This window comes from Pontibacter qinzhouensis (assembly GCF_008017455.1).
GTDB lineage: Bacteria > Bacteroidota > Bacteroidia > Cytophagales > Hymenobacteraceae > Pontibacter > Pontibacter qinzhouensis.
Genome location: NZ_VRTY01000079.1, coordinates 15,880 through 30,033, shown reverse-complemented (window position 1 = coordinate 30,033; position 14,154 = coordinate 15,880). Strand labels below are relative to the sequence as shown.

The following is a 14,154-nucleotide window of genomic DNA, read 5'->3' as shown; positions in this document are numbered from 1 at the left end:
TGTGGTTCTTATAGCCATAGTAGGCCTGCAGGCGCTTCATCGTCCAGCGCGCATCCATATCCTTCTGCCGTAGCATCCTGGGCTGCTGCGCCCAGCCCGGTGGCACCTGTCCGCTCTTGATCGTTTCGTTATCCTCCTTGCTGTTGCGCTGCCGCGGCACCTCTCCAAAGCTGGCATCCACTATCTTACCCTCATGCACCACCAGCTCAAGCTCCTCCAGGCGGGACAGGAATAAAGCAAAAAGCTCCTCCACCAGTCCCAGCTCGGTCAGCCGCTCCCGAAACAGCCACACCGTTCTGCTATCAGGCACATCATCGGCCAGCGTCAGGCCCAGAAAGCGCATGAAGCTCAAGCGGTCACAGATCTGATATTCGGTCTGCTCGTCAGAGAGGTTGTAGTAGCGCTGCAGTATAAGGATCTTGAAGAGCAGCACGTAATCATAGACAGGCCTGCCTCCTTTGCCATTCGGCTCCACATAAAGGCGCTCCTCCAAAAGCTGTCGGAAGAACTCAAAGTCGATTCCTTTGGAGAGCTTCTCCAAAGGGTCGCCCAGCTTGCTGAGCTTGCTCAAGCGAAGGTGCTCGTCAAAAAGGCCAAGGGATTTATGTCGTTCGAAGGTTTTTTTGCTAGGTTTGCTCATAAGACAGGCAAGCTAATAACTTTCAGCCTCTAGTTAAAAAATTTCAGTTTTTAGGAGTCCCCTCAAATAATAATAAATATTCTTCGGCCTGTTTGCAGGGGGTCGACTTCAGATAAACCTCCGGAGCATTGTCTTAAATGGTAACAGCAAATTGAAGCGGATTTGTACTTTATCAGCAAACAAACAGCTTCAGGCATATTTATGTCTATATAAAAAACCCTTTATGATTACCAATGGATGACGTTCTTTACTATGCTCTTTTGTAGTTTACAGTTCCGCATCTCAAAATACTTAAAATTCAGTATTGCCTGGTCCTACTGATTAAATTACTTTCATCCCAAGAAGGATACGAAAACACAACCAAATGACGGCACCCACCCCTGAACATTAAAAACCAACTACTGATGATGTCATTCTTATGGTTATAGATATAACTAAGGTAGACTTATACTATTTAAAGTAGAGTTTTATTATAGCTTATAATCAGCAAATTACAAGCTTGTTATTATAATGCAGCTTAAACCAAACGCAACTATGTTAACCTCTATCCCTTCAATATTTAAAAACGAGAATCGAAATTGGTTTTACATTTTCGGCTCTATTTTTATTGTACTTGTTATGATCTATCTCCTGCTACATAATATGATCCAGGGTGAAGAAATAATAAATTTCACAAAGGCTGAGATTGCAAATATTGAAGCTATAATTGACAATACCAGCTCTCAATTAGATTCTACAGGCAAGAGTAAGCGAAACTTGGATATAGATGAAAGAGAAGTTGTTAAGGCAAACATCCGCGAATATATTGTATCACGATATTCACTCACTGAAGAATTCAGCAAAACTAATTTCGGATTATTTTTAACACAATATGCCAATGCGGGATTTCCTACCTCTTTTCTAAGTGAGTATAAGCTAAAGGTTAAATCCTATTTCTGGTTAACAGAAAACGAGGTTTTCCTTGAAATTATATTTTGGAGCTTATTCGGGGTATTGTGTAGCTTATTCTATTACATTTCTGAAGCAATGGCAACAGGAACCTTTGAGCCAGAGCAAGAATATGTGCATGCAGCCAAGCTGTTTTACGCTCCTCTGACAGCCTTGGTAATTTACTTTAGTATTAATGCATTGATTTCTAACGGAGAGGTCAATTTAAACAGCCTCCGACACGGGTTAATCATCTTATCCTACATTTTAGGTTTCTTCTCCGGCAGGACGATTGAATTATTAAGCAGATTGAAAGACTTGCTGCTGCCTACGGGTAACAGGGAAAAAGAGACAGGCAGAACGGCTTCCGGCAAGATATTCGAACAACTAACAGAAGATGAACAGCATACGCTTATACTGAAAGCGATAGAAGCTAATGACGAGAAATGGAGGAGCAAATACCCTAATATTCAAGCTATTGGTTCTGGCAAAAAATACATCGACGAGAAGAAAACAAATTTAAACGCGATCATATTCACTGTAACAAATAAAGAGGATGACTTAAATTCTCTTGACAAAGTTCCGGAATATGTAGCGTACGATGGATACCAGATTGCTACTGATGTACAAGAAGTACCTGCTTTGATTACATCTCAAAGTATCAGAGCCTTGGGAAGCGGAGTCTCACGTATCGATTCGGATAAATTTGGTACAATCGGACTGAAGGTGTACAGGTCTGAAGGCGATCATAAAAAATTCTTTATCCTAAGCTGTTACCATGTTCTCTGCCGAACTGAGCTTCTCAAGCAAGAACTCACGGTATCTGACCCTCATTCTGTCAATGCCCCTGAAGTTGTTTGTCCGTGTAAAAAAGACGATGCCTCTGTTATGGATAATATTGTAGGCAAAGTTGAATTTGGAAAATTAAACTCTTACCTGGATGCCGCAATTGCGAAACTACCTTATGGTAGCATGATTGAAAATAAGATTGGAAGTATAACCAACCCGTCTGCTATTTATGATCTGAAGAAGGACGATGAAGATAATAACTTTTACGTGCAAACATGGGGTTGGACTTCAAAGTACAGTACTGGAAAAGTGAAAAAGATTTATGATAACCCTAACATCATATATGAAGCGATAGGGCCTAAGGTGCTAAAAGAGCTCATACAAGTTGAAAAAATTTCTGCAAATGGAGATTCAGGGGCACCTGTTTTTACTATGGCAGGAGAAGTTGTAGGCATCATTGTGGGCGGCGACAATAACAAAATCAGCTATGTTTTGCCAATCAGAACCATAATTAATGGACTAAATATAAAACTATAAGCGCAAATATCGCCTGTAGCCTAACCGCTTAAGTAAACAAATTTTCAGATTAAAGCTATGAAAACATTTTACATATTATCTATCATGCTTGCCTTCACGTTATCAGCTTTTAGCCAAGGTAAACTTACTTTAAGTCATACTGATCTAGCAGACGAAAGCAAAATTCCTTTACGTGTTCCAAAAGAGCCAATTAATTCAGCTAACACAGGAGAATTTTTAGTTAAGGTAGCGAATGCTGATACACCCGACAAAAAGAGCAAAGCTAAAAACTTCAAATTTAAAAACACAAGAAACAATCAGGTTATCTTGGTCGATGCAAATCAAATTTCGGAAAGCGGAGATACAGTTCTATTCAAAATCAGTGGGGTTAATGCACTTTTCGACCCCGATGAAAATTATCCTCCTGATACAGTTTTAACCATAGCCTTAACAGAGGGGGATGCTGCCGGCAAGAAACTTGCCCAGATTATACTTTATAAACCTCAAGCAGCACAGACAGCAAAAGCAGCAGCCACACCAACTCATGAAGAATATTTGAACAAGATAAAAGAAGCTTATCCTGAATTTAAGGAGAATGAGCTTCTGAGGTTAGACCACACAGTTTATCTTTTCATTACCGAAGATTTTAAAAAAGTGCCTGGAACTGTATTTCCTGATTGTAATGCCAATACGGATATATATTTAGTTCACTATTTAACAACCAAGAAAGAAATAAAGAATTTGGCTTTTTCAGGGCGTGAAAACAGAATAGGTTCGGATCTGGTCATTTTAAACTCTTTGCTTACAGCTCATTCGGGTGGAGGGCCTGAAATTTATATTTTCCCTTCATCACCAATCGGGCCTTTTGATTTAGGGATTGATATTAAAATTGAAGTGGATGGAAAGCCTGCTAAGACTTTCACCATCCCCTCCTGCTCCTTGCCCTATCATGTTAGCATAATGGGTGGTTTTTTTGCTTCATGGCTCAGCAATCCAGAAAATATTGTTCAATCAGCACCTGATGCAACCCTTTTTGCAGATAATGCTACTTCACAAAAAGCCATAACACTTATGGCCGTTTTTTACCCTGTTCCCAGAGATCGATTTTATAGTTATAGAAACCTAAAATTCAAAGAGAAATTCAGTTTTAGCTTTGGGACAAAAATCAGCGAAGACATTTTTGATGATCTGTTCCTGGGCTTAAATTATGAATTTGCAAAAGCTGGAAATTTTACGGGCGGGGTGCATTATGGGCAGCATACAGTTATACAAGGTCATGATAAATTCCGATTCGGGAAAGATCAATTTGCAGGCACTTTTTCCAATAACAATACCAACCAGCAATATGATTTTGGTTTTTTTATTGGTCTCAGCATTGATCTTAGGGTTATTGGAGCAATATGGAATAACTCAAGAGAGCAATACAGACAGAATGTAACCCCTGAATAACTTATCGAAACCGCTCCTGCTACTCTTCGGCAACAAATTCTTTTCTGCTGCGCACACTTAAAATTAAGAGGAAGCTTAAAAAGAGGCATAAAATTCTTTATTAATGGCAATAATAAATCGCTACAAATTGGCTGCAAGAACAGCATTTTCTTTTCAGCTTGAGTTCATTGTATTCAATAACAATCCCTGCATAGCAAATAGAATAGCAACCATGACATTACAACCAAAAAATGATGTTATCTGGTTGAGCAAAAGCAGTAATAGCCGCCTTCAAAAGAACTGATTTCTATGAAAAATTTGTTTAATCAGCCGACCCGAGAGAAAATATTCTTAGTACGGTTGCGTATTCTATTGTAAGAATATACTCAGTTCAAATAAACTTTACTTCACCAGCCATTCCATAAAATCCCGGCCATCCCATTCCTTGCCTATGGCATGTATTTCGTCATGGTGCACATTACACAGGGTAATTAAATTATCGGCCTCATTCTTGCCGCCTGCTTTATGATGTTCGATGTGGTGTAGTTCCAGCCTCTTTCTCGGATCACCGGGAACAGCTATGGAGTGACTCCAGCCGCACTTGCGGCAAGCGTAATGATCCCTGTCCAATACAGCTGCGTACGTATGCTGCTTAATGTTCCGGTCATGTACTTCGCCTTGTTTATTTTCCTGCAGTACATATCCTCCTTCAACGGCCTCAACAGGCCAGGCATCTTCCGTCCTAAGTTCCCGTACTCGCCTGGCCCACTCGCTGGCATTGTTGGCAACATATCGCAACTCTTCCAGAGATACAGCCTTACCGACATTACCCTGAAAGAATTTCAGGATTTTACTTTTTGCACCACCCTCTCCTTTCCTGATGCTGTTGGCAAGCCGCCACCGGAAGGCAGCATCCCTGTCCTGTTTAGCAGAAAACAGGATATAATCATCTACCTGTATATGCTTTACCTCAATTCCCTCCAACTGGCCTTCCGCAGCAGCTTCCCGGGCCGTAATTCCTGAAATAATCTGCCAGCCAAACTCTACCCTCAGCTCCCTGATCCTTCGTGCATACTCCTCTATTCCTGCAACTACAGCCAGTTCTTCGCCATGTATTATTGTTCCGGGGTACTGCTGCAGGTAATAAAGTATCCTGTTTCGTGCTGAGCCAATATCCTTCGGAAGCATAGACACTCCCAGATCCCTGACGGAGTGCCTGACAGGTATGATCGAAAGTACCCGCTCGCGCAGATCCTCTGATGCAAGCTGCACCTGCAATTTTCCCACCAATTCCTCTAACTGAAGACGTATAGCGTCAGGGTTATAGCTGTTACTTCTCTTTGCCATTGCCGGATTTTCTGAACACTGGTAAATCAGGTTAACAAATAGTTTGTAAAACTACGGGCTCTGATTCCCGGATAATATCCAGCATCTGTAATGCTACGCCTGCTACATGATAAGCCAGTTGCGGAGGCACAGCATTCCCTATCTGCCGTGCTATTTCAATTTTGCTCCCACAGAAAACAAAGTCATCCGGAAAGGTCTGAATCCGGGCGGCCTCTCGGTGTGTGATTGGGCGGTGTTGTTCCGGGTGCAGGTATCTGCCTTTTTCAGGCTTAAAAAATTCTGTCCTGATAGTAACAGACGGCCTGTTCCACCACAACCTGCCAAACAGGTCTGTACCACCACTCTTTTTGTTAATCCAGCAGGCTGGCGTCAGCTCCGGCGCAATACGCTGCAGGTCGAACCGGTTCATGCCCTGTTCCGGTATAGCTTTGTACCTCTTGAGACTGGTTTCTGTCGGGTTGCGCCCGAAGTGCAGATTAAGCGGCGAAGGCACATCCCTTATTTCAGTTCCGACAGGCGCAGGCAGATCTGCTATGGCATCTTCTACATTCCGCCAGGGCGCTGGCTTAGCTGCATATTCAAACAGGTCAATCGGCTTCTCCGGGTTGTAATGGGTTTTAAGCGGAGGAAAGACAATACCCGTATCCGCCTTGCTGCCAATAATAAACGTTCGTTGCCTTGCCTGCGGCACCCCATACTCCACCGCTTTCAGTACGGCAGACCGTACATGGAATCCCTGTCTTTCAGCTTCCTGTACAATTCTGTCATGCTCATCTGTTCTCAAAAGTTGCTGCACGTTCTCCATTACGAACACTCCAGCGCCTGAACGCTCCACAACTTCCATAAACGGTTGCCATAGCTCACGCCGTACATCATTCCCTCGCTGCCTGTTCAGCAGGCTGAAGCCCTGGCAGGGAGGCCCACCGATGACAATATCGGCCTGAGGTATCGCTATGTCAGGATCCTGAAGAATCTCCGTTATATCGCCGTATACGCAATGGTCTCCAAAGTTTGCATTATAGGTATCAACAGATTCCCGGTTAAAATCGTTTGCCCAAACAGGGTTGAAGGCAGGAACACCTTCTTGGGTTCTATGTTTCGTAAAACCCAGTGTAAAACCTCCGGCACCGGAAAATAAGTCTATTATATTATAAGCCATTTCTCAAAAATTTAAATTGCCGCCACCAGCTTCTGTACGCATAAGAGCAGCCAGATTACAAAGCTACCTTAAATTACTAAATATTTTAGTTCAGAGGTACGTGGTGATTAAAAACAATATAACAGTTAATATTAAAAGCAGAAGAAAAGTGCTGTCAGGTAGTTTATGTTTACAGGCAAGAGTAATATCTTGTTCAACCAACCACTTACCTCAGCAGCTTAAACGACATCCGCAACAAATCACGAGGAATTCGTTTAAATAGCAGTAAAACCTCTCCTCCGCCGATGACTGACGTCCATTCCAAAGAAACCCGCAGCTACAACATGTCCCGGGTAAAAAGTAAAAATACAAAACCAGAAATGCTGCTGCGCAAAGAGCTGTTTAAAAGAGGCTTCCGCTACAGATTGCATGATAAAAAGCTGCCCGGCAAACCTGATATCATATTGCCTAAATTTAAAACTGTAATTTTTGTAAATGGCTGTTTCTGGCACGGGCATGAAGGCTGCCGTTATTACACCATCCCTAAAACCCGTACTGAATGGTGGCAGCATAAAATTACCGGAAACATTGCCCGGGATTCCAGAGCGATGGATGAGCTAATAAAGCTGGGATGGGGAGTAATCACGATATGGACGTGTGAACTGAAGAAAAATACCTTGGAAGATACTGTTATTTCTATTTTAAAAAATATAAAATCGAATTGCTCACAATAAGGCATACAAATCAAATACATAGATTCTCAACTTTAAAGTGTTTATAGTTGCAAACATGAAAGAAGGTCAAAAACTTTGGACTCGTGAGGAGTTACTATTAACTATAAATCTTTATGCGAAAATTCCATTCGGTAAAATGGATCATAGAAATAAGGATGTTCAAGAATTAGCTTCATTGATTGGAAGAACTCTTGGAGCTGTTGCACGAAGATTAGCAAATTTCGCCAGTCTTGACCCTATTCAACAATCAAGAGGTATCAAAGGTCTCCCTAATACAGGTGGTTTAGCAGAAGAAGTCTGGAAAGAGTTTTATGCTGATTGGGATAACTCATTCGAAGCTAGTGAAGAACTGTTGGCGAATAGTAAACAAATTACAACAGAAAATTTATATGATATTGATTATTCAGATATCATTGAGGGGCAAGATAAACAGAGACTTGTTAAAACAAGGATAAATCAGTACCGCTTTCGGCAAATTGATATGGCAAATTATAATTCAACCTGTTGTAATACAGGTATAAAAGAGCCGCAGCTTTTAATTGCAAGCCATATTACTTCTTGGAGTAAGTTTAAAAATAACAGGCTAAATCCTGCGAACGGACTTTGCCTGAATGCCCTACATGATAAGGCTTTTGATAATGGTTTACTGACTGTTACAGCTGAAGACTATACTATTCTTATATCACCTTCATTAAAGAAGAAACCAACATTAGAAGTTCAAGATTATTTTCTGAAATATGATAGACAGAAAATCAAGTTTCCCAAGAAATTTATGCCTGATCCAAAATTTCTTGAAATTCATAATGAGGATTTTAGAAAAAAACTAAATTAGCTATCTGATTTGCAATGCATTAGGTTCAATCATTCTGATTAGCCGCAGTTGCCATTCTTCTTAGCCAGTCTGATTCTGTTAATCCTACTCTAGAAATTTGTGAGCCAAATTTATTAACAATTCTTTGTGCTTGTGGGAATTTCAGTTCTCCAACCCACCGGTACTGTTTCATTTCTGCAGAATCTTTTAAACTAAAAATGTTATTAGAGTCTAAAGTTGCTTTAATCTCTTTATCTCCAGCATGAGGTTTAAACGGAATTAACTCTAAAAGGTAAGGATTGAGTTTTACTTTAAATTTTTTATAATCTCCATCAATTTGCAGGACAATCTCAAAGTCATTTGGAGATTCAGAACTAGCTTCAACTAAAGGCAAGAAAGGGAATTTTCTTTCTTTTGTGACTCTAACACTATCACACAAAGGTTGAAGGCAAATTAAATATCTTTGTATTGTTCCATCCATTTCTTTTATAATACTACCAAGTTTTAATGAAGGAGAAATATTAGAGTAATGGGATCGCATAGTAGTTAACACAGCAAAGTCTAAGTCCTTTTCTGCCCCCTGTTCTTCATCTTTACTTAATAAAACTGTTAGTTCACTTAATCTTACTTTTTCAGATCTATATAAAGCTTTCAATAGGTCTCTCCAATTTGATGGCGTTCCCTTTGTTCTCTCTTTTTCTAGACCTTTTTCTAATAAAATTCCGATTAGTTCTTTTAATTGAGTTGATGATATTCCTTCAAGCTTATCATCTTTAATAATACTTACATCTTCTAAATGATTAAGCCAAATTTTTATTGAATCTATCGATACCTCATCACAAACATTACAGTCTTCGAGTATTTCATTGAATTCTGAAGTTAAGAGAGGTATAGGATGGGTTTCAGCTTCTTCTGAAGGATTAGTTAAAATTCTGTGTGCCACATATGGAGCATCTAGTCCAGAATTAAATTTCGAAATTATTCTATGCGTGTTCTCTCTTAATGCTCCCAGTGATTTTAAAGCAACATTAGATAATAGACCTTTTGTTAAGCTTGTAAAATCATTTATTAGTTTTTCTGGAAGATTGGCTTCGTCAACTACTCTATGTTCAGCTATTGTAGTAGTACCTCCAGATTTCTGATAAATCACAACTTTGATTGGCCCTCTAGTTATTTCAAAACCATCTATAGACGCAGTTTCAGAAGGCGTTTTAATCACATCGCTTACCTTCTCTGTAATGCCATGCAGATCTTGACTAGTTGTATAAATAGCAATTAATCTTAATCTATCTTTAGAATCAGTTTTAATAATTTTTTTAATTAATCTGAGGGCGGTTTCTCCAGGTGAAGTTTCAGATTCACTTATTTGCCAATCGAGGATAACAATGTCAGATTTTTGAGTAGCATGATCTGTTTGGGATTCTAACCGTTCATCTTTATCGACGGGTTTTAATACTGCACAGACTAATCCAATCTCAGCAAACGTGTCTATTAAAATTTTTGCTTTTAAATCTCTATTATTGGTGTTGTCACCATCTTTATTAGGAGCGCCTTCTTCTACTCCTTCACTATGCTCATTTTGCTGTAGAGTTGTTTCCACAATAGTTTGTACTTTCTTAGCTCTAGTAGATGGAGCTTTTAAAGCTACATCTTTTGGAGTATAAGAATTACTAATATTGACTTCATCATTCAAGGATGCACGGTCATCTACAACAACTACGCTATGCAAAAAATCAGTTACAATTTTTCTTGAGGCTTGCTCAAAGCTAGGACTTGAAGGAGTCATATGGAATTAATTATCAGAATCAGATTTTGGATTAATACAAAAAGTTACATTCATGTTTGGGCGAGGTTCAATTAATGAAAGGTCGTAACCAATTTTATTTAGAACCTCTTTAGAAATGAAAAGTCCTAAGCCTCTGCCTCCTGGCTTATATGATACACCTTGCTCAAATATTACATCAAAATTTCGCTCTGGTATTATCGGGCCGTTGTTGCTTATATAAAAGTCTTTTCCTTTTGCATCTAACTCAATAATGCGTGGAACAGGCTGGTCTTTTAACCAGAAGATGGCGTTATCAACTATATTGACGAAAACCGGATAAAAAGAAGAAGGATAGCCAATGATGGTTTTTTTAATAAAATTTTGGGTTGCTTTTAATTCAATCTCATGCCTTTCAAGCCTCTTCTTAAATAAATCATCAATATAGGTCCTAATTTCAGCTCCTTTTATTTCAACCTCATTTCGGTATAACCTGCGGTGCAGAGGAGTAAAAAGGGTTAGATAGCCATCTAAATGGTCGAAACTGGTGCGAAGATTATTGTATACAGAACTAAGGCTTTGGTTTACATCTGCCCAGGCTTTGAGTCTTCTAAGATCATGTCTAATGCCGCGAATACTAGAATCAAATTCATGATTTATTACTTCTATTGCCATACCAAGTTGGCTAAGCTGAAGATCCATGTCGGCTCGCTCTTCTAGTGTTGAGTTCCTTTGCTCAAGCGCTTCCATCTGATCCATCTGACTCGCAGCTCCATCTTCTAGCTTTATGGCTTCTAATTGTGCTCTTATATAGCGCAAATAATCTTGCTTCTGTTCTTTAACCTCAAGGATTCGAGTTTCAAGCTTTTCTCTTGTATCAATAAGTACATTATCTTCTAATGTAACAAAATCTATTCTTTCAAAGTCACTTAATACCTCTCTTAAAGTATTTTCAATTTCCTCTACACTAGCTTTTGCAACCTCTTTAACTTCTTTATGAACTTTTTCAATAATTAAATAAGTTTCAGACCTTTCTTCCTTGCCTGATTTTAAAGCTTGATCTGACAGATCCCTTAATGCTAGTTCAACCCGTACTCTTCGATCAAGCTCAAGTTTGGCTCTATTGGCCATCTCACTCACTTCTCCTTCAATTAATTCTCTAACTATGTTAAATGTATTCTTTTGGAGCTTTTGATAAGAAGCTTCATATGATTGATAATCTCTTAAAAGTTTATTAGGCAAGCCAACTCCTTTTGGCTTGGCAACTTTATATTTATCTTCTAGTTCCCTTAATTTCTGCCGTGCTTTAGACTCAATAGTAAGTATCTGGTAGGCTGCTAGTTTTGAATCAGAAAGGTTAGATGCACGAACAAGATCTTTTTGCATTGACTCCGCTAAGAGCAAAGCTTCGTCTTGTGGTTTGTTAGAATCTAAATCAGAAAAAAACTTTTCTAAATCATTACTAAGCTTTTTCTTTTTTACCGAGACTTGCTTTTCTCTATCTCTCCTTGCTAGCTCAAGACGTGTAAGTTCTTTTTTAACACGATCATATTCTTCCCCATAAAGCCCTTCTTCTCTAAAAAAGTCAGCTGCAATTTGGACAAAAAACCTACTTAGAATATCTTGAAACTGTCGATAAGCTTTATTTTCTCTAAATCCTTCCCTACCTGCTTTTTCACTTAGTTCTTTGTTTCTAGCTTGGTCAATTTCTACAATACCAAAAATATTTCTATGAGAGAAATGGTAATACCCAGCACTTTTTGTCCTTCTTTTTTCTATATCTAACCAATCAACATCTGTATCGCCATATGGAAGAATTCTTATTCCATTTTTGTAGATATATAACCCCCCTATTTTCCTAGTTTTCCCAATAAGTCTTCCATATTCATCTGATGAAACTTTACTTTCTTTTTGTGAAGCCTGCACTTCTGCAAAATTGATTTTAAATGGGCCACATTCAGTTTTACTACCTCTTGCACCTGTCCAATGAATTGTATGGTTTTGGTATTGTTTCCCATATATTGAAATTGTACCTCTGAATTGGCCAAATTCATCAAATTCTCCAAAAATATGATGGTCAGCAATTTGAAATTCCTTTGGAGTGAAAAACTCTCCGGCTTCTATTAAGTCTTCAAAAATCTCCTCTGATTTGTGATCACGAAAGGCAGTTCTAATTGCAGGTGGTTCATGATCAGGTGTCATTGTGTTTGTAAATCCTAACAATGACTTTAATAGGGGAGATGCTTTGTCGCTGTCATCATTGCTTATATCCGCTTCTAAGATTTCATTGGCCGGAATTATAATAAAGTGGGTGCCAAAACCATTTTCACTAAGGCTTAGAGTTGGTTCATATTGATCTATTTCAGAAGGGTCTATGGCTATACTTTGAAAGTCATTTTCAAACCTTTCCTTTTCTCTATCACTAATTTCATCTTTGAATCTATTAATGTTGCCACGAAAAGTATTAAGCATTTCTTCAACATCAGCTGCATTTGGCACTTTACCATTGGAGAAGGTTTTTATGGGAATTTCTATATCATCAAGATCAATGCCTGGTTGTTCAAAGATTCCCCAATGAATGTAGGCAGCAACTAAGTCATGTAAACCATCATCACGTTTAGCTCTCGTCAGAACAAACAGTTGCGGACCTATTGCCGCTATTGCTAATCTTCCAATTCCTTTTTCGCCTAAAGACGGCCTTAGTTTTTTCCCAGGTGGGACATATGGCGGTTTTAAACCAGCATTCCCGCCTAACTTACTTTCAGTACCTAAGGTCAACCATCTTTTTTCGAAATCTTCTTTAGTCATACCTATCCCATCATCGCGTAAAACAAATAGGCGATCAGATCGGTAATAATCTACTTCAACACGGTCTGCATAGGCATCATGGGCATTCTTAAATAGCTCACTAATGGCTGTAGGTATACCTGCAATTTGTTGCCGCCCAAGCATATCAACAGCCCGCGCACGAGTTTTAAATTTCGCCATTTAATCTCTTATAATACTTAAAGCTATTCTTCTTGCCATTTCAGGTGGCACGGCATTCCCAATTTGCTTTGCAACTGATACAAGCCCCCCCACAAAGACATAATCTTTAGGGAATGTTTGTAAGGTTGCTCCTTCTCTTAAGGAAAGACCTCGGTTTTCTTCCGGATGAGTAAACCTGCCACACGAAGTCGCTATAAATCGTGTCGTTATGGTTGTTGATGGCCTGTCCCACCACAATCTGCCATAGATACTCCTGTAATAGTGATCTTTATCTTTATATGCAGGAATTTGTAATTCAGGGTCATCTTTCCAGGCTAATCTGGTACCCCCATCCTTTTCAGTTAGCTCAATCCTTCTTTTATTCTTAGAACTCAAAGCGGAAGTACTGCTCATAAAATCATCAGGATCAGAATGTCCGTCATTAAGTGCCGGAAAGCCGTTATGCTGACCTATAAACTTTCTTACCGTTAGATTTTGATCTTCTTCAGGTTCCGGAAAGGTAATCTTTTCTTTAACTCTTGATGCAATTAAAACAAATCTATTCCTTCTCTGTGGCACACCGTAGTGATCTGTTCTAACAATTCTATATTCATATTTGTAGCCATTAAACTTTAGAAAGTCTAAGAAACTAAGCAATACATGATTATTCTTTTCTCTAATTAACCCAGGTACATTTTCAACCACTAAATGACCTGGCATAAAATATTGAACGAACCTCTGAAAATCAAAAATCAGATTATTGGAATAAGAAGATCTGTGTCTGTTATTATTAATTCTGCTCCAATACTGGCACGGACTGCACCCGATGAAGATTAAATTATCATCATACCTGCTTATACCTACCTCTTCTCTAAGAGCTTCAGATTGATATTTTGTTATATTTTCGTTTATAAATTTCGACCCTTTATGATTAGCTAAATATGTCTTTTCAAACTGCTGTTCAATGTCTAGACCTGCTAATATTTTAATTCCAGCCATTGAAAAGCCACAAGACATTCCGCCAGCACCACAAAAGAAGTCAATCGCTTTAAGATTATTCTCTTTTTCTACGATGTCAAAATCCACTTTCTTAAT

Annotated in this window: 10 protein-coding genes; 4 read left to right on the top strand and 6 right to left on the bottom strand. The window is 39.0% G+C overall.

The window, feature by feature from the left end:
• On the bottom strand, positions 1-640 hold a 640-nt coding region (locus tag FVR03_RS17800), incomplete at its 3' end, for a transposase (protein WP_147923121.1).
• Positions 641-1,174: 534 nt separating this feature from the next.
• Between FVR03_RS17800 and FVR03_RS17795 the strand changes: the two genes are divergently transcribed.
• Positions 1,175-2,893: a trypsin-like serine protease gene (locus FVR03_RS17795; RefSeq protein WP_147923120.1), complete on the top strand. Its 1,719-nt coding sequence runs from the start codon at positions 1,175-1,177 to the stop codon at positions 2,891-2,893.
• Between the two features lie 57 nt (positions 2,894-2,950).
• Positions 2,951-4,321 (top strand): hypothetical protein, encoded by a 1,371-nt coding sequence (locus FVR03_RS17790; RefSeq protein WP_147923119.1) that lies wholly within the window; start codon positions 2,951-2,953, stop codon positions 4,319-4,321.
• Between the two features lie 381 nt (positions 4,322-4,702).
• Here the strand turns inward: FVR03_RS17790 and FVR03_RS17785 are convergent, their stop codons facing one another.
• Complete coding sequence (locus tag FVR03_RS17785; protein ID WP_147923118.1) at positions 4,703-5,647, bottom strand: HNH endonuclease; 945 nt, start codon at positions 5,645-5,647, stop codon at positions 4,703-4,705.
• A 31-nt stretch (positions 5,648-5,678) separates the two neighbouring features.
• Positions 5,679-6,806 carry a DNA cytosine methyltransferase gene (locus FVR03_RS17780; RefSeq protein ID WP_147923117.1) on the bottom strand — a complete coding sequence of 376 codons (1,128 nt, stop codon included), beginning with the start codon at positions 6,804-6,806 and terminating at the stop codon, positions 5,679-5,681.
• A gap of 284 nt (positions 6,807-7,090) precedes the next feature.
• Between FVR03_RS17780 and FVR03_RS17775 the strand changes: the two genes are divergently transcribed.
• The gene (locus FVR03_RS17775; RefSeq protein ID WP_147923116.1) at positions 7,091-7,519 is read left to right on the top strand and encodes a very short patch repair endonuclease; all 429 of its coding nucleotides are present in this window, start codon (positions 7,091-7,093) and stop codon (positions 7,517-7,519) included.
• A gap of 55 nt (positions 7,520-7,574) precedes the next feature.
• Positions 7,575-8,351 (top strand): HNH endonuclease, encoded by a 777-nt coding sequence (locus FVR03_RS17770; RefSeq protein WP_147923115.1) that lies wholly within the window; start codon positions 7,575-7,577, stop codon positions 8,349-8,351.
• A gap of 25 nt (positions 8,352-8,376) precedes the next feature.
• On the opposite strand, the gene FVR03_RS17765 is transcribed toward FVR03_RS17770, so the two are convergent.
• From FVR03_RS17765 to FVR03_RS17755, 3 genes are read right to left on the bottom strand one after another with little or no spacing between them, the layout of a single operon-like run.
• Positions 8,377-10,116 (bottom strand): response regulator receiver domain, encoded by a 1,740-nt coding sequence (locus FVR03_RS17765; protein WP_147923114.1) that lies wholly within the window; start codon positions 10,114-10,116, stop codon positions 8,377-8,379.
• Positions 10,117-10,122: 6 nt separating this feature from the next.
• The gene (locus tag FVR03_RS17760) at positions 10,123-13,080 is read right to left on the bottom strand and encodes an ATP-binding protein (RefSeq protein WP_147923113.1); all 2,958 of its coding nucleotides are present in this window, start codon (positions 13,078-13,080) and stop codon (positions 10,123-10,125) included.
• Positions 13,081-14,145, bottom strand: a complete 1,065-nt coding sequence (locus tag FVR03_RS17755; protein ID WP_222707262.1) for a DNA cytosine methyltransferase — start codon at positions 14,143-14,145, stop codon at positions 13,081-13,083.
• Positions 14,146-14,154: the final 9 nt, after the last annotated feature.